This window comes from Clostridium sp. E02, assembly GCF_003833015.1.
Classification (GTDB): domain Bacteria; phylum Bacillota; class Clostridia; order Lachnospirales; family Lachnospiraceae; genus Lacrimispora.
In genome coordinates this window covers 19,715-45,880 of the sequence record NZ_RJLQ01000002.1, presented here as the reverse complement: position 1 = coordinate 45,880, position 26,166 = coordinate 19,715, and the positions used below count along the sequence as shown (strand labels likewise).

Here is a 26,166-nt window from a genome sequence, read left to right as displayed (position 1 = left end):
AGCAATCGCTACACATTTAAAAATATGTGACTCTAGGAGGAATCATTATGTCTAAAAAAAATATCGGAAATCCAGTATCCAATCGCTCAAAACTATGGATGGAACGCACTTTGCTAACCTTGATGCAGACAGATAATTATGAGGAAATTACGATACAGGAAATTACAGATCATGCTGGGCTCTCCAGACGTACCTTTTACCGTAACTACTCTTCAAAAGACGAAATCATCGAAGGATGTTTCTATCGTATATGGATCGAATACCGATCCCTGATCTTACAACAAACAGACTTATCTTTACCCAATATTGCAAGAGTTTTTTTTACAGTAATGAAAAAGCATTTAGACTTCCTATCACTCGTTAACCGTCATCAGCTGCTCCCCCTTTTTCTAGCAAAAGTGGATGAACTTTTACCCTCCTCTTTTTATGTAGTAAAGGGCGAAAACGCACCTTATTCAAAGGAAAGTATACAGTATGCGTTAACCTTTAGTACCGGTGGGTTTATGCGCATCCTAATTCGGTGGCTAAACGATGATGTACAGAAGTCTCCCGATGAAATGGCTGTGATCGTAGAAGATTTTATATCCATCTGTAACTATCCGTCTTAAAGATACAAGTGTCAACTTTTATACCTTCTGAACACGAACTGCCATATAGGATCTTCCACCTGTGATAATTCTAAAATGTCCCTTATAGATCCCCTGGAAAACACTCGTCATATTCCAGGTATCTATCAGATCTACCTTATATTCGGTATCCTCGTCAAAATAGAAATCTTTAAATAAAGGGCGCATGAAGCTGAAATAAAATAAGTAATAGTCCTTTCCCTCTTTGTCCTTATCCCCTTCATAATCGGTTGTTCCCACCACTGCATCCCAAAACTTTGGCATACTTCTTAGTCCATACCCACCTGGAATTTCAGAGAGAACCTTTAAAAGGAAGGCAATTCGTTTCGGACTTTCTCCATGCAGCAATCCGCCGTGGGACCACCAAAGGACAGGCTGCTCCCCTAAATCATCTGGTGATTCCAGATATGTTTCACCGTGTCCCGCATATCCGCCTCTTATGGAAGCTTCCCAAAAACGTCTGACAAGCTCCTCTCCGGTAATATTTCCCCAGCCCAAATTTAAATTCCCTTCATATAAGATTTCATCCCATACAACCGGCTTGTTATATTTAATCATTAACTCATCGGTCGTCTCTACCGACTTATATCGGTCGACTCCCTGACAACTGCAGTGGGTTACCCAAGGCTTAGTAAAGTCATAAAACTGTGGGCCATTATGGATAGAACGCAGTCTGCCATACTTATCGTTTTCACATACAATAGAGGCAATCCGTTCCCAATCTTCACCTGATTTTGTTTTCACATAGTCGTATTCATTGGCGAGTGACCACCATACATTTCGATATGCTGCATATCTTGCGACAACATATTTTACGTACAAGTCATCATATTCCTTCCCCATCCCATCAAATCCCCATCGGTCATATGGATGAAACAAAATAAGATCCGCTTCGATACCCATGTCCATCAACTGACTGATTCGCAAGTCAAACCATCTAAAATACTCTGGATTGAATTTGCTAAAATTCCAATCATTGGAACTTTTATCCTCCATATAAGCAACTACCGTATCCCGATTAAGTCCGGAATGATCACAGGGGGAACCTTCATAAGGAAATGCAATGGGGTCTGCATAGTTATAATCATAATGCTTGGGGAAAATGCAGAATCTTATCTTATTAAATGCATTGTTCTCCAGTGTACGAAGTGTCTGTTCCTGCCTTTTTACTGGCTGTTGAACCCATCCATAGCAGGTCGTTCCTACTGAGTAATATGGAGTTTTATCTGCATATTTAAAATGACAATTATCGGATACATGCACGCAACCATGGTTATTGTCTGTTGGCTTTTTTGATTCAAACGCCCCCTTATAGGACTGTTCCGAAAAATTTCCACTCAACTCAAATTCATACTTCCCTTCAAAATTCGGCATAAACCGAACAACATATTCCCCATCTCCATCATAAAAGCCATTTACAGTCATTGACTCTTCCGTTCCCTTAAAAACTCCCGAAATTTCATAATCTGTAAAGGGATTCCCTTCCATCTTACCTAACACTCTTACCTCAAAAACACCCCATTTTTCAACTTGTTCATTATACCTAAAGTCATTCATATACTTCCTCCATCTCTAAAAAAGAGCTCCAGTGACATGTGGTCCGCAACACTGTCATAATTGACATTTCTGTTTCAGAAAGGTTATACTATATCTTAAACGTGCGTTCTATTCCTATGTACTATTATAGATTATAATGAAATAGAATTCAATAAAACACTTAAATGGAGGTTGTTGTTATGAAAGCATTCAATGATACATTCAAAATAAAACATACATTAATTCAAAACAGGATTTGTTTCCCACCAATGGTCTGTTTCAAATATGACCATGCAGATGGAATGGTGCGGGAAGAAAGCATCACGCACTATAGAACCCTTGCAAAAGGAGGCGCCGGGCTGCTGATCCAAGAGGCTACCTGCATCCATCCAGACGGAAAACTTGCCCCCCTTCAGCTTGGTATCTGGAGCGATGAGCAGATTGATGGCTTAAAAAAAATAACAACTGCCGTTCATGAAAAAGGGGGGACGCTAATCCTTCAAATTCATCATGCAGGCGTTGTGGGGATTGCCGAAGAACCCCTGTGTCCCTCCCCCTACCAATTTAACGAAAAAACAGGTAAAGAAATGTCCCTTGAGGAAATTGCTCAGACACAAAAGGATTTTGTGGAGGCCGCAAGAAGGGCTTACCTGGCAGGCTATGATGGGGTTGAATTACATGGATGCCATAATTATCTGATCTGCCAATTTCTCAATCCCCGCGTAAACAAACGTACTGATACGTATGGTGTAACACCAATTAAATTTGTGACGGAAATCCTTGATGAAATCCGTAAAATTACACCCGAAGATTTTATAGTCGGCATTCGTCTGGGTGGCTTTGAACCAACACTGGAAGACACCATCCAAAATTCAATCATACTGGAGAAAGCAGGAATTGATTTTCTTGATATCTCTTTTGGATTTGTTCAGGAATCCGAACCATTTGCACCAGAAGGTTATCCGTTTGATACTCGAATATACGCTGCAGAAGAAATCAAAAAGAGAGTAACGATTCCTGTGTTTGCTGTAGGTAATATCCACAAACCAGAAACAGCCAAAGCCGTATTAGAACAAACAAATGTTGATATGGTCGATGTAGGTCGAAGCATGTTAGTTGATCCAGATTGGGCGATAAAAGCACGAAACGATGAAATACCAGGATATTGTGTCAACTGTCCTGCCTGCAAATGGAATAGCAATGCATGCCCTGGTCAAAAAAGAATGGCACAGTTGAAACAATAGCATGACAAAACAGCCGGCGAGAATTATATGGACAAATCCTGAATCAAACTTTGCAACACAAAAAGTGCCGATGTAAAAACATCGGCACAATCATTACATAAGTATTTCATAATTTAGTTTTTAATTCCTCGATTTTCTCCTCAATGATACGAATGATCTTCTTAAATTCGTCGTCACTTTTTCCCGATGGGTCTAAAAGACCCCAATCTTCCCGCTTCTTGCAAGGCAAATAGGGACACGTAACATTACAGCCCATTGTCACTACAACATCGATAGGAGGAATTTCATCAAGGAGCTTCGACTTTTGTGTTTTCTCCATATCAATTCCATAAATTTGCTTCATCAAACGGACGGCATCTTGATTGATCTGGGGTTTTGTTTCTGTTCCAGCCGAATAACTTTCAAATACTTCAGAGGCCAGATGTTTGCCAAGTGCTTCCGCAATCTGGCTTCGACATGAATTATGAACACAGATAAATGCTACTTTAGGTTTGCTCATTGGGAAACCATCCTTTCGTACTATTTGCTATTTTTACAAGTGTTAACATTACCGGTACTTCCACCAATACACCCACAATCGTAGCAAGGGCAACTGGACTTTGAGCTCCAAACAATGAAACAGCTACTGCGACTGCCAGTTCAAAAAAATTCGAAGCACCTATCATTCCAGCCGGAGCAGCTATGTCATGGGGCAGTTTTAATTTCTTACTTGCAATATAAGACAAAAAGAATATGAAAAACGTCTGCAAGATCAGTGGAATTGCAATTAAAACAATGTGGAACGGATTCTCTAAAATCACCTTTCCCTGAAAGGAAAAAATAAGGATCAAGGTTAATAATAAACCAGATGTCGTTATCCCACTGAATTTAGGAATGAAACGATTGTTAAAATAAGCTTCCCCCTTATTCTTAACCACAACCAATCTGGTTAAAATCCCTGCCGCTAAAGGCATTACTACAAATAAAATCACAGATAATATCAAGGTTTCCCAAGGGATTGCCACTCCACTTACACCAAGCAAAAGTGCTACAATGGGAGTAAAGGCGATTAATATAATTAAATCATTGGTTGCAACTTGAACCACTGTGTATGCTGCATTTCCTTTGCATAGATGACTCCATACAAATACCATCGCAGTACATGGCGCTGCTCCAAGCAGTACTGCACCTGCCAAATAGTCTTTCGCTAATTCCGGTGAGATCATTTTCTTAAATACCACAAGAAAAAAGAAGGCGGCTATTCCAAACATAGTAAATGGCTTTATGAACCAATTTACAACCCATGTTACATATAATCCTTTTGGATTTTTCCCTACATTTTTTATGCTTTGAAAGTCGACCTTAAGCATCATCGGATATATCATAAGCCATATTAAAATGGCAATTGGAATTGATACATTTGCATATTGAAATTTTCCAAGAAAAGCAGGTAGTTCAGGCAGGTAGTTTCCGATCAATACTCCGAACACCATACAGATTCCGACCCATAAAGTCAGGTACTTTTCAAAAAACCTAATGTCTTGTTTCTTTTCTTTTATCACTTGATTTCTCCTGTTCGGACTTTTTGCAGTATTTGAATCACTTCTTTTGTTTTTAATACCTTTCCAGAGGAAACCACTTTCCCGTCTACAACAAGAGCAGGTGTTGACATCACTCCATATGCTGCGATCTGGGAAAAATCTGTAACATGATCAATGGTATCTGCCATCCCAAGTTTTGCAAGCGCTTCCTTTGCCGCAGCCTCCAACTGATTGCATTTTGCACATCCCGAACCAAGAACGATTACCGAAGCACCTTCCTTTTTAACTGTTTTTTCTTCCGCATTGCTCTCTTTTTTTTCTTCCTTTTTTCCAAAACCAAATAATGCCATAATATAAACCCTCCTAAATGTTATATAAATAAATACTGAAATGTATTAAACAGGTAACCTACAATGATAATGCCAATGGTACAAATCCCAATAAATAATCCTAAAAGTTTTGGCTTTACAGCCTTACGAAGCATGATCATCGACGGCAGACTAAGTGTTGTTACTGCCATCATAAAAGAGAGAACCGTGCCCAACTGTGCACCTTTGTACAGCAATGCTTCTGCGATTGGAATGGTACCAAAAATATCAGCGTACATAGGAATACCAAGTAACGTCGCCAGTACCACTCCAAACGGATTATTACTGCCAAGTACTGTTTCAATCCAGCTTTCTGGAATCCAATTGTGGATCACCGCACCAATTCCGACTCCAACCAAGATATAGGGTAATACTTTTTTAAAGGTATCGACCACTTGATCCCTTGCATACAAAATACGTTCCTTTTTTGTTAAATCTGGTGACTCAATATCCACACTGCCAGCCGTTCGTATAAAATCCTCCACATACTGTTCCATATGCATTTTTTCAATCAAAGTCCCACCAACGACAGCAACGATCAGTCCTACAATCACGTAAACAATGGCTACTTTTCCTCCAAAAATACTCATCAAGAGAACAAGGGACCCAAGGTCTACCATAGGGGAAGATATCAAAAATGAGAATGTCACTCCAAGGGATAACCCTGCACTTGTAAAACCTATGAACAAGGGAATGGAGGAGCAGGAACAAAAGGGAGTAACCGTGCCAAGAAGTGCCGCCATAATATTGGCTGTCGTTCCATGAAAACGGCTCATAATTTTCTTACTTCGTTCCGGTGGAAAGTAACTCTGAATATAGGATATCATAAAAATCAGCAGGCAAAGCAATATTGTGATTTTTATTACATCATATAGAAAAAACTGTAAACTTCCTCCAACACGACCAGACATGTCAAGCCCCATCGTGGAAAGCATCTTACCAATCTGTGTATTAAGCCATTTCATACTAAGAATCTGATCTTGAAAAAATAACCAAACATGTTTAAGAATCTGCATAATAATAATCTCCGTTCCTGAATCATATATCTAACATTGTCGATATATCGTGCTTTTGACAAGCCATCAAAAAGATGGCTCGACTCAAATACAGATACTGTGTTTCTCTGTACTGGATTGTTTTGTAATTTTATTCAGAAGCTCCTTTGCATATGCACTGCCTTCCGGGCTAACGGAGTAATGAATCCACTTTCCTTCTTTCCTCCCGCTTACAACACCTGATTCACATAATATCTTCATATGATGGGACAGTGTGGATTGACTAATGTTTAAATCTTCCAATAATACACACGCACACTTTTCACCTGTCTGAAGTAATTCTAAAATCATAAGGCGGTTTTCATCACAGAATGCTTTAAATACGTTGGCATTCTTTTTGTATTCGCTTATTTCCATCCTCTCACCTCATATCTATTTTTATCGATATGTTCATTGTAAATGATAAATCGAGAATTGTCAATGTGTTCATATTGATAATTATAAATATTTATGATAATGTTCCTATTAGACAATTTTATAAAGAGAAAAATAGTTGACTTTCCAAAGTGTGATTGCTACTATTAAATTAATATAGTTATATTAGTAGGTTTTCTTGACATGTAGATTTTTGGGGATAAATACTATTTTCATTTGTGATTTTTTTGTAACAATAGAACACGGAAAAACACGATATAAAACGTTTCAAAACACATAAATATTAATATAAAAAAGGAGAATTAACGATATGAAAAAATGTTTAAGATGTAACGAAAAAATGATTGAAGATTTAAGCAGCAAAGCAAACGGAGGAGGGTATCAGATTATTGTAAAGATAAATAAAAATCTTAGTACTGAGACAATAAGTGATTTAAAGGTTGCCGTTTGTCCTAAATGTGGATATGTGGAGACTTATATTAGTGATTTAGAAACTATTAAAAAGCTACAAAAACAAATACTCTAATTGGATATTCAGATATGAATTACTACGCAAGAGCCTGTCTATAATATATCAGATAATTTAGTCTATAATAAATTGTTATGCAATGTAGTGTGCAAATTTAAATTATGCTGGTGTTTGAAAAAAACAAAGAGAGAGAAAGCTATTTTGACATTACATTATAAGCAAACCAGGGCATTCGCTCTGGTTTTTTTTAACAACAGAGCCAATAAGGTCCGTATTAATGAAACTTTAAATATGTAACCTCCGAGTTACTGGTGGGCTTATGCGCATCTTAATTCGACGGCTGACCGATAATTTAAAATAAAATTAATACTTCCAATTTGTTCGTATTTGAATTATTATATTATTATATGAATGTAACAAACTAAAAAAGGAGGTAGGTAATGTTTAAAAAATTTGAGTTCATTCTTTTTATTTTTACTGTTATTTTAGTGCTTTCCATCCCCCAGGGAAAGGCAGGCGCAGCACCGGCAAGGCAGATGGAGTATTTAGATCGCGGTGTAACAGCCGTGAAAGTAAATAATGGTGTATTTATCAGCTGGAGGGTTTTAGGGACCGAACAATCAAATGTTTCTTATAACTTATATCGTGGAGCAACGATACTAGCAAACATAACCGGAGCCAGCAATTACTTAGATCCAACAGGAACCGCCGGTTCCACTTATGAAGTAAGCGCTGTTGTCAATGGGCACGAACAAAGGAAATCAGCTTCCGTTCGTGTATTGGATAAAAATTATCTGCAAATTCCTTTGCAAATTCCAGCAGGAGGTACGACACCGGATGGCGTTTCCTACACCTACAGCGCAAATGACTGCAGCGTGGGAGATTTGGATGGGGATGGACAGTATGAAATTATATTAAAATGGGATCCCTCTAATTCAAAAGACAATTCTCAAAAAGGATATACCGGCAACGTTTACTTCGATGCCTATAAAATGAACGGAACCCGACTTTGGAGAATTGATTTAGGCAAAAATATACGGGCAGGTGCCCACTATACCCAGTTTATGGTCTATGATTTAGATGGGGATGGAAAAGCTGAGATAGCCTGTAAGACGGCAGATGGAAGCAGAGACGGCCTTGGTACCGTCATTGGAAATCCCAATGCTGATTACAGAAGTTCTTCCGGGTATATCTTATCAGGGCCTGAGTATTTAACGGTATTTCAAGGACTTACCGGAAAAGCTCTCTATACCACCAATTATGAACCGGCCAGAGGAAATGTATCCGATTGGGGAGATTCCTACGGAAACCGTGTGGATCGTTTTCTTGCAAGCATTGCTTACTTAGACGGTGAGCATCCAAGTCTGGTTATGTGCCGCGGGTATTACACAAGAGCAGTTCTTTCCGCTTACGACTGGAACGGTTCCAGACTTACAAAACGCTGGACTTTTGACAGTAACAGCTGGGGCAACTCCGGTTATGCCGGACAGGGAAACCATAATCTTGGTGTTGCAGATGTAGATGGGGATGGAATGGATGAAATTGTCTATGGAGCCTGCACCATTGACCACAACGGAAGAGGACTCTATACAACTGGGTTGCAGCACGGGGACGCCATGCATCTAGGAGACTTAAATCCCAATCGTCCCGGTTTGGAAATCTGGAGCTCTTTTGAGTCCACGAAAACGAACGGTGGAGTAGGGGCGGCTATGCGTGATGCCAAAACAGGCCGTATCCTGTTCCAATATAACGCTTCACGGGATGTCGGCAGGGCTTGCTCCGCCGACCTGACCTCCAGCTATCCCGGAGAGGAAGTATGGGCGTCTGGGTCCCCCTTATACAGCAGTACCGGACAAATCATAGGCAAAGCACCCTCTCAAGTGAATTTTGCGATTTGGTGGGATGGGGACGAACTGAGAGAATTATTAGACGGAACAACCATTACAAAGTTTGGCGGGGGAACCTTACTCCGTGCCGACGAATGTGCCTCTAATAACGGCACCAAAGCAACCCCCTGTTTACAGGCTGACCTATTTGGGGACTGGAGAGAGGAAGTTGTATTTAAAACAGCCGACAGTCGATCCCTGCGTATTTATACAACGACCGACTTCACCACCCGGCGGATTCATACCCTCATGCATGATCCTGTATATCGTTTGGGGATCGCCTGGCAGAATGTGGCCTATAATCAGCCTCCCCACACCAGCTTTTTCATTGGGGCTGGAATGTCTGAGCCACCAATCCCAGCAATTCGATTAACCTCAGCGTCTGGTTATTAAAAGTAATTTTTACGTTTATGCCGCTTCTGTTCTATCGCAGAAGCGGCATAAATTTTTTCATGATTACGAAAAGCTCAGCGATTGAACCTCATTATTTTTTCGCCTTTTTTCCAATTCAACGTCCATGTCTTTACGTTCGTCATCTAATTTATAGAAACTCATAATAATGACAATCAAAACACAAAGCACCAATGGAATCCAGATAAAGCTGGTTTCTATATAAAACAGAGCTTTTGTTGTCTGTGTTTCATTGGCAGCATAACCACCAAATTTTAGCACCCAGCCAATCACTGCACTGGCAAGACCCATACTAGCCTTCACAAAAAAACCCTGAAACGCAGCGATTAGACCGGAAACACTCTTGTTCTTTTTATATTCCGAATAGTCAATCACATCTGGCTGAATCGAAAATGTCGTTCCAAAGATACCATAAATTCCAAGCCCGGTAACTGCTAAACCTACCACCAGATAAACAGCTGAATTCTTGCCAAAGTAAATCAGCAAATCTCCTACCACATAAATAGCTGCACTTAAATACATAACATATTTCTTTTTCAGCTTTTTTTCTAATAATGGTAATACCAGGAGCATGGGAAGTCCTGATAAAATACCAAAGATTCCCACAAATGTGAGCCATTCTGTTTTTTGAAGATTATAGGTAAAATAATAAATAACGGTTGTATTGCGAATCACATACAATCCAAAATACAGAAAATTCACGAAAAAGAAGATCACACTTTGTCCGGTAAGACCTTTTAAATCCTGTTTGAGAGAAGATTTTTCCCTTTTTACGGAAGGCGGAACAACTTCTTTCGTATTGAAAAATGTAATAATAAATATAATCATGGCTGCAAACCCATAAATTGTCATCGTAATTAAGTAGCCTTTTGCATCATCCCCCTTCCCCCAAAATCCTACCATTGGTGCTGTAATTGACATAACAATTGCGGTTCCAATCATGGCGCAGATCATGCGGCTGGATACCAGACAGTTTCTTTCATGAATATCCGAAGTCAGTCTTGGCACGATTGTATTTAATGGAATATTTACCACGGTATATGCCGTACAAAGCAGACAGTATGTTACATACGCCCAGATTATTTTCCCATTAACCGAAAAATCAGGTATAAAGAAAGTTAATATGGTAAATACAGCAAAAGGTATGGCACCTATAATAAAATACGGTCTTCCCTGTCCCCATCTGGTATGAGTACGATCTACCAAAACTCCCATACCTGTATCTGTCAGCGCATCAATAAACTTAGTGACAAGCATTAACGTTCCTGCCACTGCTGCCGAAATCCCAAATACATCTGTATAAAAAATCATTAAATAAGAGGCCATGGTACTAAAAACAAGGTTACACCCCAAATCTCCAATTCCATATCCAATTCTTTTTTTCCACTTCTCTTTTCCCGAGACCTTCTCCATAACAACGCCCTTTCCCCTAAGCTTTTATATCTGAGAGCTGTTTCATATTCTTCTTCAGATTCTCATACATTGATTTGTAAATGTTAAAGTACTGATTATATGTCTCATGATTTTTGGCATCCGGCATAATCTTTTCATCCAGTACCTGCCATTTTTTTACATCTTCATAAGTAAGTGTACCGGTTCCGATTCCTGCCAGAATAACGTCTCCCATATTCGCCTCTGTATCATGAATTGGACACACCACCGGATAACCGGTTACATCAGCAAAAATCTGTTTCCATACCGCTGATTTTGTCACGCCTCCTGCAATCAGAATATACTCCCCTAACTCTTTGCCGGATGCTTCCATGGCATCTCTTAACGAATAAGCCACTGCTTCTAAGAATGCCCGATACAAATGTCCTTTCGTATGGGTAAGGGACAGTCCCAGAATCGTACCTTTCGCATCAGAATCCCATACTGGGCTGCGCTCTCCCATGAAATACGGCAAGACTACCAGACCTTCACTTCCTGCCGGTATCTTGGCTGCCTGTTGGTTTAAAATGTCATAGGCATTTGTACCGCCTGCTAATTCCTTTTCATACTCACTGTCCGCAATGGTATTACGGAACCATTTTACAATCGCACCGGCCGTATTACCTCCGGCAAAACAATAGGAAAGCTTCCTCGCATTGTAAAGGTAAGGCCAAACGATCAATCCCCGTCCTTTTACTGGTTTATCCGAAATCAAAGCAGCACACATGGAGGTTCCAATGGCTGCCGCATAGACTCCAGGTTCTAAAATACCCAAACCAATATTAGCGGCTCCGCAGTCAATTCCGCCTGCGATTACTGGCATATTGGGCATAAGTCCTAATTTTTCAGCCATTTCATCTGTCAATCCTCCCACTATATCTGTGGATTCTACGATTTTTTGAGGCATCCGTTCCTTTGGAATCCCCATATGATCCATCAGTTCTTCGGACCATTTTCTCTCATTCATATCAAAAATCCCACCAATATTCCCTGCTGAAGAGTAATCAATTGCAATCTCTCCTGTAAGTTTATAGATGACATAATCATTTGGAGGCAGAAATAAAGCTGTCTTCTCCCAGTTTTCCGGTTCATGATTTTTTATCCACAGTATTTTGGTATAGCCATAATAGGGATCCGCTCCATTCTGGGTAATCTTAAACAGTTTCTCTTCTCCAATTTTCTTTTTACCCACTCTGTTTCTTCCTGAGCTCTTCGATCCATCCAAATCAGACAAGGTCTCACCGGTTTCTTATCCTTATCCAGAGGAATCCCAGAGCCTCCGTAAAGACCGCTGATGGCAATCCCCTTAATATCTTCTTTTTTTACCCCCGATTTTTTTACAGTCTCCCGGATGGATAAAAGTGCTGCATCAGACCAAACCTGGGGCCATTGCTCTGCCCATAAAGGCTTTGGTGTCAAAACATCATATTCCACAAGATGCTTTGTAATAAGATCTCCCTTTGTATTCATTAATATGGTTTTTGTTCCGGATGTTCCGATATCTGTTCCAAGTAAATAGTTCATATTCTCTCCTTTTCTACCAGATGGTGCAGCTGTTTCAACTTCTGTGAAACAACTGCTTGTTCCGGGTGTTTTTTATCTATTTCTTAAAAACAGGTAAATGCTCCATCTACAATAAAATCAGAGCCAGTGGTAAAGCTGCTGGTATCTCCTGCTAAATAAACGGCAATTGACTGTAATTCCTCAGGTTTTCCCATGCGTCCCATTGGCGCCATTTCATTCCACTTCTCAATGAGTGGTTTTAAGCTTTTAGAATTTAAGGTCAATTCTGTTCCGATATATCCAGGGCTGATACAGTTCACCCTTATGCCCCGTTTTGCAAATTCAATGGCCATGGATTTCGTCAATTGGATAACCCCCGCTTTGGATGCATTGTAAGAGCACTGTGGCTGGGGAACATTGACTATATGTGCCGACATGGAGGCCGTATTAATAATGGAACCATAACCTTGTTTTAACATCTGCTTCGCAGCTGCCTGTGCCGTAAGAAATACTCCGCTTAAATTAATATCAATTACTTTTTTCCATTGGTCGTATGTCATCTCTTCACAAGGAATATTCATACAAATTCCTGCATTGCAGAAAGCTGCATCCAGTTTTCCAAAGGTATCAGTGATTTCTTCCATCATCGCATTCACTTCCTCCGGCTTTGTAACATCCGTTTTAATTGCGATAGTTTTTACTCCGTTTTGCCCCGCTATTTGTGCTGCAGTCTTTTTTGCTTCTTCAATATCTACATCTGCAATTGCCACATTACTTCCTGCCTCTGCCAAAGCAATTGCAATCTGTTTTCCGATTCCCCTTGCTCCTCCTGTTACAAACGCTGCTTTCCCATCCAATCTCATTTTTTCAATAATGCCCATCCGATTGTTCTCCTTTCATTTTAATATCTCATTTTGATAACTTATTTTGTAAAATCATTTTATAAATATATTTTATATATTAAACCTTCCCAATTCATTCGTCAATCTGTATATTCCAACAAACTATTTCAACTTTTTTTGTATGAATTTACCAAATGTTTTTTTTATCAATTTATGATATTCTATATTTAATAAAATAGATTTATAAATTGCATTTAAATATAATGTCGTAAAAAAAGAGTGGGGGAATCATGAACAACATTACTTTATCTGATATTAAGAAAAACAATACCTCTCTCATCTACCAGCTCTTATATGAAAAAGGGAAATTATCAAAGCAGGAACTTGCCAGCCAGCTCCATTTAAGTCTGCCTACGGTAACGCAGAATCTGGTTTCACTTGAAGAAGATGGCTTAATCATGAAAGAGGGACTTTTTAAATCGCAAGTGGGAAGAAAGGCGGTTGCTTATACCATCTGTCCCACGGCAAGAATTGGCATCGGAGTTGAGATACAAAAGAAAAAAATCCAGATACTTAGTCTGGATTTAAAAGGAACGATCTGTCATTGGACCGAGCATTCTCTAAATTATGATAATAACGATCTTTATTACAAAGAAACTGCCTATCTGGTAAAAGATTTTATCTTAGAACACGGCTATAACACCGAGAAAATATTAGGAATTGGGTTCGCCGTACAGGGGCTGACCAGTACGGATGGGACGGAAATTATTTATGGAAAAACCTTAGGCTATACTGGTCTGAATATTAAAGCTTTTTCTCAGCATCTGAATTTTCCATGTTCATTTCTCCATGACGCAAAATGTGCTGCCGGAACCGAACTATGGTTTGGAAATACCATGAATCATGCAATTTATCTTTCTATTGGAAAGCATCTTGGCAGTGCGCTGATTATGAATGGACAGATTGTTATGGGTAAAAACGGCCATTGCGGCGCAGCAGAACATATTCAGCTGATACCAAATGGCCGTAAATGCTATTGCGGCAAAACAGGTTGCATGGAAACTTATTGTTCTATAGATGCCCTTTTAAACGAAGATGAAAATCAGGAAGCCTTCTTTCAGGCTCTGCGAAATCACTCCAAAGATGAACTTCACCGATGGGAAGAGTTTATAGAAATGCTTTCTTCTGCCATTAATAGCCTGCATACATTACTGGATTGTGATATCGTTATCGGTGGTCAGATTTCTTCCTATCTGACTGAGGAGGACATCAATACCTTACAGGCACTGTGCAATGAAAAATCTGCCTTCCCTGATAAGGAACCGTTTCTGTTCCAAAGTAAATATCTGGAACACACCGTTCCTGTTGGAGCTGTATTACCTTATATCCAGGGTTTTTTGGAACAGTTTAAAAGTCTAAACTGAAAACTTACTACATTCCGTTCATTTAATAAATTTCTAACTCAATTATATTTATATTAATATATTATTTAAATTATATTAAGTATTTTTTTAATAATAATATGATATAATTATAATGAAGGAGGTATGTAAATATGGGATCAATAGTAAGAAGTAAGTTTTTATTGCGATTAATTTCAATAATCGTGCTTGTTACTCTGATAAGCACGGTGCCAGTTCAGGCTGCCTTTTGGAATCTTACCGGAGACGTTGGTACACACGACCCTACACTAATAAAAGAGGGGAATCTCTGGTGGTCACCTTATACCGGCAAGGGATTGGCAATGAAATACTCTTCAGATGGAAGTAATTGGCAAAACGGAGTGCAGATATTCCAATCCGAACTATCTTGGTGGCGGTCCTATGCTCCTAATATGGGATCAAATGATGTTTGGGCTCCGGATATTGAGTATTATAATGGACGTTATTACCTATTCTACTGTGTATCAGAATTTGGAAAGAATAATTCGGCCATTGGGCTAACTTCCTGCTCCAGTATTTTATCTGGTGACTGGAGGGATGACGGAATGATTCTCTCCTCAAAAAACGGGACCAATTCATACAATGCTCTTGATCCTAATCTGGTAATTGACACCAGCGGGAATCCTTGGCTTGTTTTTGGCTCTTGGTTTGACGGTTTGCATATTGTAAAACTGAATAAGTCTACAATGAAGCCAAGTGGTACCATTTATTCCATTGCTAATAAATCAGGAGGTATAGAGGCTGGCTCTATAATTTACAAGGACGGATATTATTATCTCTTTGCATCCATCGGTGTATGCTGCCAAGGTGTAAACAGTACTTATAAGATCATCTATGGCCGGTCGAAAAGCATGACTGGACCATATGTGGATCAGAACGGGACAAGCATGACGAGTGGAGGCGGCACCATCTTAGATTCCGGCAATATAAGATGGAAGGGTCCAGGCGGTCAAGATGTCTATAAGCATGGAAATAATTATATCATTACACGTCATGCATATGATGCTGATAAGAATGGAAATCCAACCTTATTGATCAACGACCTGTATTTCAGTAACGGGTGGCCAACCTATTAATTCGCAAGATTGAAAGCAGATATAACAGTTGGAGTCCACTGCTATATCTGCTTTTTTTATTATAACTCCATTTTAGGAACACGTTTTTGTTTTGTTAATAAGTTCAATAAAGTAATCAACCGTACTTGCTTCCTGATGAGAAAAGAATAAGCTGTTTCCAGCATCTAATGTTTTAATGGTTTCCATATCCTTATGTGATAATTCAAAGTCAAAGATATCAAAGTTTTCCTGCATTCTTTCCATATGTGTTGATTTAGCTAAGGCTACAACTCCTCTTTAAATCAGCCATCTTAAAACTACTTGAGCCACTGACTTCTAATACTTTTTTCCGATATGGAGCATGAAAGAGTTCGTAAACATATTGTTTCTGCCTTCACCAAATGGAGCCCATGATTCAATTTGGACTTTATTCTTAATCATATTCTCAGCAACTATAGAATCTTCGATGATAGGGATATTGCCTGGCTAACCAATTTATCTTGCCTAAAAAAATGTGGTATGAGTATACAAGATATGAAGCTCTATATCAGTCTTTGTCTAAAGGGGAAATCTTCCATTCCAGAACGCAAGGTAATGTTAGATAAACAGAAGGCAGATTTAATGATTCGAATCCGAGGACAGTTTTGCAGCTATGGGAGACGGTGGAAATGTGATTTATATCAATACGAAAAATAAAATGGTTATTTCTATCGCATCTTTTTTTATACCGAATGTTAAGGATCGGTTAGAATTCATCAAAGGATATATTGAACCAATATTTGATAATTAGCTATCATGAATCCTAGCCCAGTCGTCAATTTATAATCGAAATGGGAGATCAAGAATATAATTCCTGGTCTCCCATTTCACTTCTTTCAAGCTTCCGGATCCATTGATCTAGTGTTGTCTGCATAGGATGATTGAGCCAAGCGAAATCCTAAGTCATCTATGCCAAATGAAGGGTGACCACGACGACGACATGTTGCCCCGCATCCTCTTGCCGATTCTGCCCAACTCCCACCGCGAAAAATACGATATGCTCCATATGTTTCCTCATCATACAAATCCCAGCACCATTCCCACGAGTTTCCTATCATGTCATACAAGCCCCATTTATTCGGTTCTTTTTCTCCCACTTCATGAATCTTGTCTTCCGAATTATCGCAATACCAGGCAATATCTTTAATTTCTCCATATCTATATCCGATCGATTGGGCTTTACACGCATACTGCCACTCTGCATCTGTTGGCAGTCTATATCCATCGGCATTCCAATCACATAATATATTACTGCTATTTTTATTAATCGTATAACATTCCTTTAATCCACTTTCCTTCGAAAGCAGGTTGCAGAATGTAATAGTTTCGTACCAGGTTACATTCACTGCTGGCGTAGAATCCGACTCTAAACTAATCCCTGCTTTTTGGGTTACGATTTCATATAAACTTTTTGTTACAGGATATTTAGCAAGAAAAAAAGGCTTGATTTCAATTTTTCTTTCGGTTTCCATCAAATTACCTTTTCGTCCTGGTATGCTCATTTTGGAATTTGAACTAACCCATTTTTGATCATCCCGATATTCTCTTAAATACTCTATGCCACCAGGAATAGACACCATTAAATTGTTTAAATAATCTTTTATATTCCCATTCATTAAACTCCCCTATCTTGAAGGTGCTGCTATCTATAAAGTCATTCTAGCATACTCGATCTCATTCACCAACTTTTATTTCAGTTTTGTATTTATTGCACTTTTAATCCATATGATCGACCTTATTATGCAAACAGGGATTGAATGTCATAAAAAAAGATCCTTTCTGAAACTGAATGATGAAATGAATTCATTCCCAGAAAGGATGTTGCCACGACTTAATCAATGAACTAAAAGGGATTACATGGTGCGGCTGTGAAATAGGCGGTAACAGCTGCAGCCACAATTTTTTCTTTGGTTCCCATTTTTTTAAAGTTTTTAGCAATGTTTTTAATCAGTGCAATATCACAGGAGCATGCGAAATATCCTTCCCGACCATAGCAAAGATCATGCTTCTTGCATTGTGCATCCAGTGTATCAATCGGTGCTTCCGGTCCGCTGTGTCCAGGTCCACACCAATTTCCCCAAATGGGGAGACTAATTTTATATGTTTTTACTGCTTCGCCGGAATTTTTCTGCATATCAGCACTAAACTGATTGAGTGTTCGTCCAATCTCCATGATATATTCACTGGTATTGTCTTCTCTTGCTTTTTGCGTGTTAAAATAAACAGTACCCTTTTCTGTTGTAACAACATATGGATCCAATTGTGTTAAAATCTCATCTAGCTCATGATCAGAAGAAGCCAATGCAGTGATAGACATACTGAACATAAGAGTTAATACAAGTAATAGGGATAAAAGCTTTTTCATACACACACCTCCATTTTAATTTAAAAAGTTTATTATTTGAGTTTTATCAGCTACCGTTTGCGTGGCAACAACGATCCCTTTCTCAATTTTTACTAAATAAGGAACTCTGTCTATATCTAACTGTTCAAGAACCTCCGATGCTTCTTCAAAAGGCATTTCTTCTGTATTATAATAATAAATGCTATATTTTTGATCTTTTAATTCCAGTGCCTCATTGAGTGATGTATTAAATTCATCGCAGTAAGTACAGTTTGTGCGACCAAAGTAAATGATTTGAGTATCTGTTGTTTCTTTTGATAATTTCTCATATATTTCCCCCTCATTTAAAGGGATGGTTCCTTCAGGGGCTGTAACGATTTGATTTATAAACATATTTTTCTTTTGAGGATAAAAATGCTTTGAAATAGCATTGCTTGTATATCCGATCATCATAAAAATAAAAAAGCTAAAGGCTACTAATACATTGAGCACAAGCAATAAATATTTTTTTGTGATTATAGAGCATATGATTCCAATGATTCCAAGAGGAATCGAATAGATCCAAAACCCCATTGGTTTATGATAAACAATATTAGGAACCCAGGATAAAATGCCTAAAATGAACGATAGCACTGAAACAAACTTGAGAATAACAAGTGTTTTTTTACTCCTAATTATTTTATTATACATAGCGCAATGCCCTCCTGCTTAAGAAAAAAATTTTTAAGATATGATTCACATTCAATTCTGGATTCTTCATCGGAATTTTGTTCAAATTTTAAATCAAAAGAATTCGTTATATTACCGCTTTCTGTTTCATAAAGTGCTGGAATCCATATAATTTGAAAGGTTTTTATAACATTTTCATATTCAGGTTCTTTATTAAACCTATCCGTATTAAAGTAATAAACATTAGTTTTCGCTAATTGTAGTTCTTTTTCAAGAATAGGGATAAAATCAGAACAGTCAGGACAGGTTGGACGTCCAAAATAGATATAAGCAGAATTCGAACTTTGTACGATATCAGAAAGTTCCTGTATGCTTTGGATCGGAATTAGTTCATAGTGATCACTTGATGTTGAATTAATATAGAATGAACTCGCAGATAAGACCAGTAAAATAACTATTATGGATAAACGTATTGCTTTTTTCAAAAAATCCCCTTTCTTGTTGCTGATTAACGTATAAGTTCCAATTATTTTTATTTATATTAATTAGTCATTATTTTGTTTGTATTATTATTTAAACATAAAACAATAGATCTGTCAACTTATAAAAATCTTGTGCCTAATTTTTCTATATACAATCAAAAAAACCGTTGTGCCTCCAGTACGAAGGACAACGGTTGCATACGGAGGGATATCTATGATGCAAAAAAGAGCAAACACCCGTCGCTATGAAATTCCGGCCGTAATGATATATTTAATTTGTATGATTACAAGCATAGCGGGTGGCCTGTTAACTGAACATGTTATATCAAATGAAAATCTTTTACAAGCATTAGAAAAAAGTTCGATTGAACTTGTTATTAGTACTGTATTAACGTTGAATGAAGTTGTAAAATGAAATCACCACGTTTCATATCTTACTATCTCATCCAGCGTTTTTCTCGGTCGCTGTTTTGGTTCCTCATCACCATATCCCAATGTAATGATTCCACACACATATTTATCATCCGGTATGTTCACAATAGTTCTGACGGCTTCTTGCTCAAACCACGCCGTCCAACAAGTTGCCAATCCCAATTGTTCTGCTTCAAGCAATATATGTTCAATCGCAATTGCTGTGTCTCGGATGATTTGTTTAAGTTCCGGTTCAGAGCTGCTCTCATCCAGTCTGACCTTGGTTTCTATGGAAATACGGCAACGAATATCTGCTACACACACAATAAATATCGGAGGATCAGATTCCACAACAAAAAATAAGGCCTGATGAAAACCTATTTCATGCATATAATTAAGTAATAAAATGTATGAGGATAGCTACTCCACCTATGGAATCCGTTGTCAAGGCAATAGAGGAATATACTCCATTCGCTCGACTGACACACCGATATGGTGCTGAAATATTCGTTGACGGGGCACAGCTTGTACAACACAGAACTGTCGTTCGATGCAGCTCTTCCCTTGTATTTCGGTGCCGGGATGGAAACTTCTGCAACTGATTACGAGATTAAGCTCAAAAAAGGTCCCGCACGGTATGAGGCCGGTTCCAATAACTTATTAGGAGCGATTGCATTGATGCGTTTGACCACTGGTCATTAAAGTCAAAATAAACAGCCAATTGACAACCCTTTAAAAAGAGTTATCAATTGGCTGTTTTTCCCTGTGACTGTCAATGCCGGAATTACCTGCCTCGCCTATGGTAAAGGAAAGGTTTTTAAGGAAAGTTGTATTAATTTTCATCTTCAACTGAATTTGCAAGTAATGCATTTTCTTCCTGAACCACCTCCATAATCGCTTCATTAAGGAAGTGATCTTTTTCAACCTTGATCAAGCTTATTCGCACTGCTTCCTCAATTTCATATTCCTCCTGCATCCCGATCTTTAAGGAATACACAAGCAAAATCAAGAGAACCGCAAAGGGCAGCCCGGTTATAACAGAGGCTGTCTGAAGTGCATTTAACCCACCTCCAATTAATAATGTTGCAGCGATAACGCCTTCCATAACCGCCCAAAAAACACGTTGCGGTACCGGTGAGTCAAGCTTCCCACCCGAAATCAAATGATCCACGACCAAAGAGCCGGAGTCAGAGGAGGTAACAAAAAATACTGTCACTAAAACAATTCCGACTATAGATAATAGTGACGTCCATGGTAAATATTCCAGCATGGAAAATAAAGCTACGGACACATCACGGGATACCACCGAGGCAATGTCTCCGATATGATTCGTCTGTACATATAATGCTGTTTCTCCAAATACACTCATCCATAAGAAAGACAACAAGGACGGAATTAACATAACACCTAAAATAAATTCTCTCACGGTTCGCCCTTTTGATATACGTGCAATGAACATTCCGACAAATGGAGACCATGATATCCACCATGCCCAGTAAAAAATAGTCCATCCCCCTTGCCAGGAGGTGTCACTGTACGTTTCTGTCCAAAGACTCATCTCCAAAAGCTTCGAAAAATAAAAACCAAGATTTTGCGAGAATCCACTTAAAATATATACGGTTGGTCCTGCAATCAATACAAATAACATAAATATACCGGCCATTATCATATTAATCTCACTTAACCGTTTTACTCCACCATCCAATCCAAGAACTACCGAGATGGTCGCTAATCCGGTTATTACTATAATAAGCACGACCTGTATCCCTCTACTCATTTGTATTCCAAATAAAAAATTTAGTCCAGCATTAACCTGTGCAACGCCCAACCCCAATGAAGTTGCAAGTCCGATCAGTGTTGCAAGCACAGATAATACATCAATCATATTCCCTAAAATTCCATATATCTTATTACCTATCAAGGGATAAAATACTGATCTGATCGTTAGAGGCAATCCTTTATTATAAGAAAAAAATGCAAGTCCCAATCCAACTATTGCATAAATCGCCCATGGGTGAAAGCCCCAATGAAAAAATGTAGTAGCCATTGCCGCCTGAACTGCAATCGGTGATCCTTTATCTAGTTGTCCAAACATAGGGGACGGATCTTGCAAATGACTAATCGGTTCTCCAACACTCCAAAACAAAAGACCAATTCCCATTCCCGCACTAAGCAGCATAGCATACCAGCCAAACTTACTAAACTCAGGCTTTGCTTTACTTCCTCCAATTTTAATACTGCCAAATCGGCTAAAGGCAAAATATAACGCTGCTACGACAAAAATATTCGCTGCCACGATAAAAAACCATCCTGCATTTTTTGTTATGCCTGACATCATCCCTGAAAATGTATTCTCTGCTCTCCCGGGAAATAATAAAGTTAATGATATAAATATAAACAATAATACAACTGATATTATTGTAACCTGCGGATGTATATCAAAACCACGACCTGACCAGTTATTTTCACCCGGTTCCTGTCGTCCTTCTTCATCAAATAATGAAGGCGTCGGTCGTATTTGTAATCCCTTAAACGGTTCACGATTTTTAATTGCTTTTTTTCGAGCTTCTTTTTCTGCGCTTTTTAACTTTTTCGCAAGTATAATTTTTGATTCTGTTTCCTTTTTTTCATCTATCAAACTTTGTACCTCCTAATTATTCCTACTATAGTCTATCTTAAAATTTATCATCTGTCAATTCGGGGATAAAATCATTGAATATTATATCAAGTTTATTGATTTTTAACGTAATATAACTATATTTTCTCAATATAGTTATATTTTCTCACTATATTAGTTCCTAATATAAATCAAATTATACATAATTACTAAACTGCATATGATATTCGCGTCCTCTCACTTCAACATAAAGTATCCTAGTATAACAGTAAATCGCTTTTGGGCGAACGGTATATGTCTTATGGGGCGCCGTGAGCTTTTCTAATCCATTGATCCAAGAATTCCATCTGTTGGCTGGTGTGAAACCAATGCTCTCCACCGTCCATTACCGTCAAGTCCGCCTTATGCCTCTTTGCAAATTCAGTCATGGTCTCGATGGTTGTAAGATGATCTGCATTTCCGTATAAAATATCCGTTTTCACCGACCAGCGAGTCAGTTTGTTCCTCACATACGATAGGTATTCCCATGATAATGTTTCGCCAAATGTAGTTTCGATGGTTTTCTTTTTCTGCAATTCTTCCTCTGTAACATTCGCCCAGGATATCATATCCCGAATCAGTTTTTCCATATCAACAATCGGGGAAATAAAATACGCCCTGCTGATATCCACATCAATTCCTGCATTTATGGAGAAATAAGCGCCAATACTATTTGCAATAAGGATAATACTTTCATACTTTTTCTTAAGCGCAGCGATTTCCTCTTTTATTTCAACACTGGTTTCCCAAGGTGTAAATGTATGATAATCCAAACCATATACATCACATTCCGGAAATAAAGACTTATAGTGTTCTGCTTCCTTCGCATGTCCACCCTGTCCATGAATGTATAAAACTATAGTTTTCTTATTTGCTGTTCCACTTATCTTCCATTTTCCTCTTGTAAGATAGGTAAAATGCTCCGTTCTTACATCCCCCATCAATGTGCATGGTTTATTTTCTTCTGTATGGTGATATGTAAACCCACATTTTTCCTGACAACGCTTGGATTTTTCATTGCCATCGTAATAACCGCACCACATTGCCTTGCAGCCCAACTCTTCAAAGGCGTGTCTCTGCATTTCACGTACAGCCTCTGGAATATATCCACACCCCCAGAAAGGAACCCCAATCCAATAACCTATCTCTATTTCTTCATGAGTGGCAGTTGTGTGAGACTGCATTGATGGTATCAGACCAATGCTTCCTATTGCCATATTATCCTCCTTTAAACAAACTGCATATGTCTCCGGAGCTGACAGAACATTTTTAATAATTTCACAGCTATCCTCTATACTTTTATGAACCTGATTTTTTATATGGTTCGTAATTGATTTGAAGACCTCCGGTTCTATTGGTATAATTCGGCTCCACATTCGAACACCTTGATAAGCATATAGAATAACATTGACCAATTCGGCTACATTAACATTATAAAACTCACCACGTTCAATCCCATACTCGATGAGTGCTGTCCATTTTTTCTCGCCTATGTTATTAAAATGTTCCATTAAATTTGAATCTACACTTCCTGAATACTCATACATCGCAAGACTTAACGAATCTTCAGAATGATTCATCTCATTTTCCATAAGTAAAAGTGCACGATTCATGATTTCTATAGCAGGAATGCCTTTTTCTATCTCCTCTGAAAAATTCATTACATCTTTTTGATTTAGCTTTTCAAGTATTGCCTCAAAAATTTCTCTAGTACCTGAAAAATGGCTATATAAACCACCACGACTCATATTGGTTGCATCACATATATCTTTCATTGTGATTTTATTAAATCCATATTTTGCAAAAAGTGTATATGATATATCTACAATTAATTCTCTTGTTCTTTCTTTTTTCCCAGTCATCTTTCAACCGCCTTATTTTTTCGACACACGTGTCTATTTCAATTTTAGTCACGTGTGTCTATTTTGTCAATACCCATAAAGTAAAAAGCACTCTGCAACCTATTCCCAAGTTACAGAGTGCTTCATATTTATATCAAATCAGTTAATACAAAGGTGTTAATCTCTTTGTCATCCATTTGTGCTGTAACAATGATGGAATCGACTCCGAAATACTCTCGTATATTTTCTTTTGTAAGTATTTGTTTCGTTTCCCCTACAAGAAATTTGTTTCCCTTTAAAAGTAAGGTCTTATCCGCAATATTAAGCGCATGATTTGGATAGTGTGTATTCATTACACAGGCAATTCCTTTTTCTTTTGCTAGTCTTTTGATTATTTTCAGGATTGTAATCTGATTTCCAAAATCAAGGTGAGATTCTGGTTCATCTAAGATCAGCAATTGAGGTTCTCCTACTAATGCACGCGCAAGCAAGACCATTTGAAGTTGTCCGCCGCTTAACTGATTACAGGATTTATCACTGATTGCTAAAATGCCCGCTTCTTCTAAGGCTCTATCAGCAAGCTCATAATCCTTTTCTCCAGGAGATGCAAATGCAGTCAGATACTTTGCTCTGCCAAACACAACCATATCCCTGACTGAATACGGAAACGAAAATCGGTGCGCCTGTGGTACATATCCAATCTGTTTTCTTGCGTTGCCAGTATCCTTTCCATCTATGAGTGAATGACCAGATTTCCACTTATAAATACCCATCAAACATTTTAAAAACGTAGTTTTTCCTATGCCATTCGGCCCCATAACAGCAATTACTTCTCCTTTTTTAAGCGATAATGTGATGTCCTGCAAAATAGGGGTATCTGATGTATAATAAAAACTTCCTTTTTCTACACGAAGCAACATTATGACTCTCCTTTCATTCGGTTATAAATGAGTGCAAAGAACGGCGCTCCGATTAATGCTGTTAATATTCCAATTGGTATTTCAGCTGCAGTTAGATTGCGGGCAACACTATCTACAATTACCATAAAAGTTCCACCAAGCAGCATAGATGCAGGCAGTAATCCTTTATGGTTTACCCCCATAATCCTTCTGGATATATGCGGAATAACCAGACCTACCCAGCCAACAATACCAGAAACCATGACGCAAGCTGCTGTAATAATTGTACTGAACAAAATAACCGCAATACGTGCCGCTTGTGGATTTACCCCAAGAGAATAAGCTTCTTCTTCTCCTAATGATAAAATATTAAGCTGCCACCGTAAAAGTAGCAGCCCTGCAATACCGATAACTATCGGCAAAATAATTATTTTTAAGTCATCAAATTCCGTATTTGCAAAGCTCCCCATTAACCAGAAGGTAATTGTCGGAAGTTGATCGTTTCCATCAGCAACATATTTAATCAGTGATGTTAGAGCAGAAAATACCGAGGTCACAATAATCCCGGATAAAATATAGGACATGGTTTGAGCTTGTCCCTTGGCTCGAACCATAAAAAGTGTTAAGAACATACTAATAAGTCCGAATGCTAACGACAACACGGAGGTCAGCACACCCATGCCGGAGGTAAGGAGTATTCCTAGCGCTGCACCAAAGCCTGAGCCGGAACAAACACCAAGAATATCAGGACTGACTAGAGGATTTTGAAATAGTCCCTGCAGGGAAGCTCCTGCTATGGACAATCCTGCTCCAACGAGTAACGCAATCAAAATACGCGGCAGTCGGACTTGAAACAGGACATGCTCTGCAACTTCAAAGCCAGGATTCGAAACTATAGATAGCTTTGCTTCTATAAGCTTTAAGACAACCCCATATTCCATATGGTAACGCCCTCCAAAAAGTGATGCTACCATTACAAGAACAAGAAGCCCTGCGAGCAATACAAATTTTAATTTATTATGATCTTTTGTTTTCATTGGTTTTCGTTTTTTATTCATAATC

At 38.4% G+C, this 26,166-nt stretch carries 26 protein-coding genes and 1 pseudogene; 8 read left to right on the top strand and 19 right to left on the bottom strand.

The window, feature by feature from the left end:
• Positions 1-47: 47 nt before the first annotated feature.
• Complete coding sequence (locus EFT72_RS01515; protein WP_124065059.1) at positions 48-608, top strand: TetR/AcrR family transcriptional regulator; 561 nt, start codon at positions 48-50, stop codon at positions 606-608.
• A gap of 18 nt (positions 609-626) precedes the next feature.
• Here EFT72_RS01515 and EFT72_RS01510 read toward each other — a convergent pair whose 3' ends face one another.
• The gene (locus tag EFT72_RS01510; RefSeq protein ID WP_124065058.1) at positions 627-2,183 is read right to left on the bottom strand and encodes a DUF5060 domain-containing protein; all 1,557 of its coding nucleotides are present in this window, start codon (positions 2,181-2,183) and stop codon (positions 627-629) included.
• 179 nt (positions 2,184-2,362) lie between these two features.
• Between EFT72_RS01510 and EFT72_RS01505 the strand changes: the two genes are divergently transcribed.
• Entirely contained in the window at positions 2,363-3,406 is a 1,044-nt protein-coding gene (locus EFT72_RS01505; protein WP_124065057.1) for an NADH:flavin oxidoreductase, read from the top strand.
• 106 nt (positions 3,407-3,512) lie between these two features.
• On the opposite strand, the gene EFT72_RS01500 is transcribed toward EFT72_RS01505, so the two are convergent.
• The 5 genes from EFT72_RS01500 to EFT72_RS01480 all read right to left on the bottom strand — a co-directional run bounded on the left by EFT72_RS01500 (position 3,513) and on the right by EFT72_RS01480 (position 6,706).
• Positions 3,513-3,905 carry an arsenate reductase ArsC gene (locus tag EFT72_RS01500; protein ID WP_124065056.1) on the bottom strand — a complete coding sequence of 131 codons (393 nt, stop codon included), beginning with the start codon at positions 3,903-3,905 and terminating at the stop codon, positions 3,513-3,515.
• Complete coding sequence (gene arsB / locus EFT72_RS01495; RefSeq protein ID WP_124065055.1) at positions 3,892-4,947, bottom strand: ACR3 family arsenite efflux transporter; 1,056 nt, start codon at positions 4,945-4,947, stop codon at positions 3,892-3,894. The genes EFT72_RS01500 and arsB overlap by 14 nt, the downstream gene beginning before the upstream one ends.
• Positions 4,944-5,276: a thioredoxin family protein gene (locus EFT72_RS01490; RefSeq protein WP_124065054.1), complete on the bottom strand. Its 333-nt coding sequence runs from the start codon at positions 5,274-5,276 to the stop codon at positions 4,944-4,946. Before EFT72_RS01490 ends, arsB begins: the two co-directional genes overlap by 4 nt.
• A gap of 20 nt (positions 5,277-5,296) precedes the next feature.
• Positions 5,297-6,310: a permease gene (locus EFT72_RS01485; protein ID WP_124065053.1), complete on the bottom strand. Its 1,014-nt coding sequence runs from the start codon at positions 6,308-6,310 to the stop codon at positions 5,297-5,299.
• 84 nt (positions 6,311-6,394) lie between these two features.
• Positions 6,395-6,706 (bottom strand): metalloregulator ArsR/SmtB family transcription factor, encoded by a 312-nt coding sequence (locus EFT72_RS01480; protein ID WP_124065052.1) that lies wholly within the window; start codon positions 6,704-6,706, stop codon positions 6,395-6,397.
• A gap of 328 nt (positions 6,707-7,034) precedes the next feature.
• Here EFT72_RS01480 and EFT72_RS01475 point away from each other — a divergent pair, with 328 nt between their 5' ends.
• Both EFT72_RS01475 and EFT72_RS01470 read left to right on the top strand, forming a co-directional pair.
• A complete protein-coding gene (locus tag EFT72_RS01475; RefSeq protein ID WP_124065051.1) occupies positions 7,035-7,250 on the top strand; it encodes a nucleic acid-binding protein in 216 nt (71 codons plus the stop codon).
• 383 nt (positions 7,251-7,633) lie between these two features.
• Positions 7,634-9,472: a rhamnogalacturonan lyase gene (locus EFT72_RS01470; protein WP_124065050.1), complete on the top strand. Its 1,839-nt coding sequence runs from the start codon at positions 7,634-7,636 to the stop codon at positions 9,470-9,472.
• A gap of 63 nt (positions 9,473-9,535) precedes the next feature.
• On the opposite strand, the gene EFT72_RS01465 is transcribed toward EFT72_RS01470, so the two are convergent.
• The 4 genes from EFT72_RS01465 to EFT72_RS01455 form a co-directional block, all read right to left on the bottom strand.
• Positions 9,536-10,903, bottom strand: a complete 1,368-nt coding sequence (locus EFT72_RS01465; RefSeq protein ID WP_124065049.1) for an MFS transporter — start codon at positions 10,901-10,903, stop codon at positions 9,536-9,538.
• A gap of 16 nt (positions 10,904-10,919) precedes the next feature.
• Entirely contained in the window at positions 10,920-12,113 is a 1,194-nt protein-coding gene (locus EFT72_RS19870; RefSeq protein ID WP_347561825.1) for an FGGY-family carbohydrate kinase, read from the bottom strand.
• The gene (locus EFT72_RS19865) at positions 12,020-12,445 is read right to left on the bottom strand and encodes an FGGY family carbohydrate kinase (protein ID WP_347561824.1); all 426 of its coding nucleotides are present in this window, start codon (positions 12,443-12,445) and stop codon (positions 12,020-12,022) included. The genes EFT72_RS19870 and EFT72_RS19865 overlap by 94 nt, the downstream gene beginning before the upstream one ends.
• A gap of 83 nt (positions 12,446-12,528) precedes the next feature.
• Positions 12,529-13,305: an SDR family oxidoreductase gene (locus tag EFT72_RS01455; RefSeq protein WP_124065048.1), complete on the bottom strand. Its 777-nt coding sequence runs from the start codon at positions 13,303-13,305 to the stop codon at positions 12,529-12,531.
• Between the two features lie 251 nt (positions 13,306-13,556).
• Between EFT72_RS01455 and EFT72_RS01450 the strand changes: the two genes are divergently transcribed.
• Together EFT72_RS01450 and EFT72_RS01445 are read left to right on the top strand one after the other, a co-directional pair.
• Positions 13,557-14,690, top strand: coding sequence for an ROK family transcriptional regulator (locus EFT72_RS01450; protein ID WP_124065047.1), 1,134 nt, complete (start codon positions 13,557-13,559; stop codon positions 14,688-14,690).
• A 131-nt stretch (positions 14,691-14,821) separates the two neighbouring features.
• Positions 14,822-15,784, top strand: a complete 963-nt coding sequence (locus EFT72_RS01445) for a glycoside hydrolase family 43 protein (RefSeq protein WP_124065046.1) — start codon at positions 14,822-14,824, stop codon at positions 15,782-15,784.
• 854 nt (positions 15,785-16,638) lie between these two features.
• Here the strand turns inward: EFT72_RS01445 and EFT72_RS01430 are convergent.
• From EFT72_RS01430 to EFT72_RS01415, 4 genes are all read right to left on the bottom strand, one after another.
• Positions 16,639-17,418, bottom strand: coding sequence for an SUMF1/EgtB/PvdO family nonheme iron enzyme (locus tag EFT72_RS01430; protein ID WP_124065045.1), 780 nt, complete (start codon positions 17,416-17,418; stop codon positions 16,639-16,641).
• Positions 17,419-17,645: 227 nt separating this feature from the next.
• Positions 17,646-18,167, bottom strand: coding sequence for a hypothetical protein (locus EFT72_RS19425; RefSeq protein WP_206426593.1), 522 nt, complete (start codon positions 18,165-18,167; stop codon positions 17,646-17,648).
• Positions 18,168-18,182: 15 nt separating this feature from the next.
• Entirely contained in the window at positions 18,183-18,836 is a 654-nt protein-coding gene (locus EFT72_RS01420; protein WP_124065044.1) for a thioredoxin family protein, read from the bottom strand.
• Positions 18,821-19,300, bottom strand: coding sequence for a thioredoxin family protein (locus tag EFT72_RS01415; RefSeq protein ID WP_124065043.1), 480 nt, complete (start codon positions 19,298-19,300; stop codon positions 18,821-18,823). Before EFT72_RS01415 ends, EFT72_RS01420 begins: the two co-directional genes overlap by 16 nt.
• Before the next feature lie 211 nt (positions 19,301-19,511).
• Between EFT72_RS01415 and EFT72_RS01410 the strand changes: the two genes are divergently transcribed.
• On the top strand, positions 19,512-19,712 hold the full coding sequence (locus EFT72_RS01410) for a hypothetical protein (protein ID WP_124065042.1): 201 nt from the start codon (positions 19,512-19,514) through the stop codon (positions 19,710-19,712).
• 2 nt (positions 19,713-19,714) lie between these two features.
• Here the strand turns inward: EFT72_RS01410 and EFT72_RS01405 are convergent.
• Positions 19,715-20,050: pseudogene (locus EFT72_RS01405) on the bottom strand (nitroreductase family protein); the annotation flags it as partial.
• Positions 20,051-20,218: 168 nt separating this feature from the next.
• On the opposite strand from EFT72_RS01405, the gene EFT72_RS01400 reads away from it, so the two are divergent.
• Entirely contained in the window at positions 20,219-20,410 is a 192-nt protein-coding gene (locus EFT72_RS01400) for a hypothetical protein (protein WP_124065041.1), read from the top strand.
• A 130-nt stretch (positions 20,411-20,540) separates the two neighbouring features.
• Here EFT72_RS01400 and EFT72_RS01395 read toward each other — a convergent pair whose 3' ends face one another.
• The 4 genes from EFT72_RS01395 to EFT72_RS01370 all read right to left on the bottom strand — a co-directional run bounded on the left by EFT72_RS01395 (position 20,541) and on the right by EFT72_RS01370 (position 26,162).
• Positions 20,541-22,346, bottom strand: coding sequence for a BCCT family transporter (locus EFT72_RS01395; protein ID WP_124065040.1), 1,806 nt, complete (start codon positions 22,344-22,346; stop codon positions 20,541-20,543).
• A 278-nt stretch (positions 22,347-22,624) separates the two neighbouring features.
• A complete protein-coding gene (locus EFT72_RS19860) occupies positions 22,625-24,226 on the bottom strand; it encodes a GNAT family N-acetyltransferase (protein WP_206426592.1) in 1,602 nt (533 codons plus the stop codon).
• A gap of 128 nt (positions 24,227-24,354) precedes the next feature.
• Positions 24,355-25,125, bottom strand: a complete 771-nt coding sequence (locus EFT72_RS01375) for an ABC transporter ATP-binding protein (RefSeq protein ID WP_124065039.1) — start codon at positions 25,123-25,125, stop codon at positions 24,355-24,357.
• Complete coding sequence (locus EFT72_RS01370; protein ID WP_243109915.1) at positions 25,125-26,162, bottom strand: iron ABC transporter permease; 1,038 nt, start codon at positions 26,160-26,162, stop codon at positions 25,125-25,127. The genes EFT72_RS01375 and EFT72_RS01370 overlap by 1 nt, the downstream gene beginning before the upstream one ends.
• Positions 26,163-26,166: the final 4 nt, after the last annotated feature.